Genomic DNA, 1,672 nt, shown 5'->3' with positions numbered 1-1,672 from the left:
AATGGGAGCTAAAGAAAAAATCGCTTATGCAGTTGTTGTTGACAGGAATTGTGAGAATTAAAGCCTGAAAGGAGGATCGACTATGGGTAAAAAGAGCATTCATGTCACTCCATTAGGTGACAAATGGCAGGTTAAGAAAGGCGGCGCGAAGAAACCGACAAGGATAGTAGACACCCAGGCTGAAGCACAAGAGATTGCTGAGAGAATCGCAAAGAACCAGAAGACAGACACAAAGATCCACGGGAAAGATGGCAAAATAAGGGCTGGAAATAGCTACGGAAATGATCCGTGTCCCCCGAGAGACAAGAAATAGAGGGGGCGAGTAGATGGTTTTGCAATTCTTAAAAGCCACAGATACGTTCCTAACTTTCAAAGTCAAATACCCAAACGATCTGCCAGAAGAAACCCGAAGAGTACGCATTGAAGACATCCAGGACGAGTTTCCAGAAATCAGTGATGATTTTCAGATAAAAGAAGAAGACTACGATTATTTCATGAAGAGAAGCGAAGTATTTGCTTTTTTCGATAAAGATGGGGTACTTCATTACATGATGCCGAAGAACTTCATATGCAAAGAGATAATCTACGAAGGGACGAAGAATATTCCAAAGGGGTTCTATTCAGTAGGTGGCGGATTTACTGATTACAAATTCGGATATCTTTTCACTGATGCGATAAGAGCGTTCCTGGACAACAAAGAAGCAACAATCAGCGAATTCAGGATTACGAAAGCGAATCAAACCTTGCTGAAACCCACAGGAGCTGGTAGCTATAAACTGATTCTTAACGAAAGAGACCTGCAGAGAATAAGGGATAGATCAAGACAGTACATCGAGGAGGGCAAAACGAACGCTAAGCACTCAATCATTGACTTTTTTGTGAATCGCTTCCCGGAGCTTTCGAATTTCGATGACAATTTAGATGTATTGACGTCAACAAAAAAGGCGCTGATTAAGTCCCTAGATGAAACCATAGTAGATAAACTCACACCTAAAGAACTAAAGCAAGTAGAATCGTTCTATATGAAGATTCTCGAAAGAAAGATAACGAAAAAGCCTTTCATAGAGAGAAATGTGCTTAAGCTTAAGGAGATAACTCTGGATAATCTTCTGGTTGATTTTGAGAAGAAACTGGAGAAGAAAACTAATGAAAGCACATGGCAGAGGTTCTTTGAGCAGAACATATTCATCTTCGATTCCAGGTATATCGATTTCGTTCCAAAACAGAACCTTAAAACCGGAAAGACTTCCATGCCTGACTTTCTTGTTTATGATATCTACGGTTTTGTGGATATCTATGAGATAAAGAAGCCAAATACTAAGCTGCTTAAGTATGACACAAGCCACAACAATTACTACTGGAGCACTGAAATGGCTGCCGCGATAAGTCAGTTGGAAAAGTATGTATTCTTAGCATCAGCACAGGCTCTCTCAATTGAGAGGGATATAAAAGTTGAGAGAGGTCATTGCGTTACTGTTGTAAGACCTTGTGGAATACTTGTAGTTGGGCACAGCAAGGAACTTGAAAACGATTCAATGAAGCAGGACTTCCGAATACTCCGAAATTCGCTGAAAAACGTCGAGATAGTCTTGTATGATGAGATCTACGAAAGTCTCAAGAATCTGAGAAAGAAGATAGAATCCGAGAGTAGTGAAGGTGGATCTTATGCTTG

At 40.5% G+C, this 1,672-nt stretch carries 2 protein-coding genes; both read left to right on the top strand.

Annotated elements, in window-relative coordinates; translation table 11 throughout:
• Positions 1–82 precede the first annotated feature (82 nt).
• Complete coding sequence (locus tag RJ60_RS15220) at positions 83–313, top strand: DUF2188 domain-containing protein (RefSeq protein ID WP_103135290.1); 231 nt, start codon at positions 83–85, stop codon at positions 311–313.
• A gap of 13 nt (positions 314–326) precedes the next feature.
• Positions 327–1,672 (top strand): Shedu immune nuclease family protein (locus tag RJ60_RS15215; protein WP_146028968.1); only part of this gene is annotated, 1,346 nt, incomplete at its 3' end.

Origin of the sequence: Mesotoga sp. B105.6.4, assembly GCF_002896535.1 — a bacterium.
GTDB lineage: Bacteria > Thermotogota > Thermotogae > Petrotogales > Kosmotogaceae > Mesotoga.
Note: the sequence above shows the minus strand (reverse complement) of the source record. Positions and strands in the feature narration are given on the sequence as shown.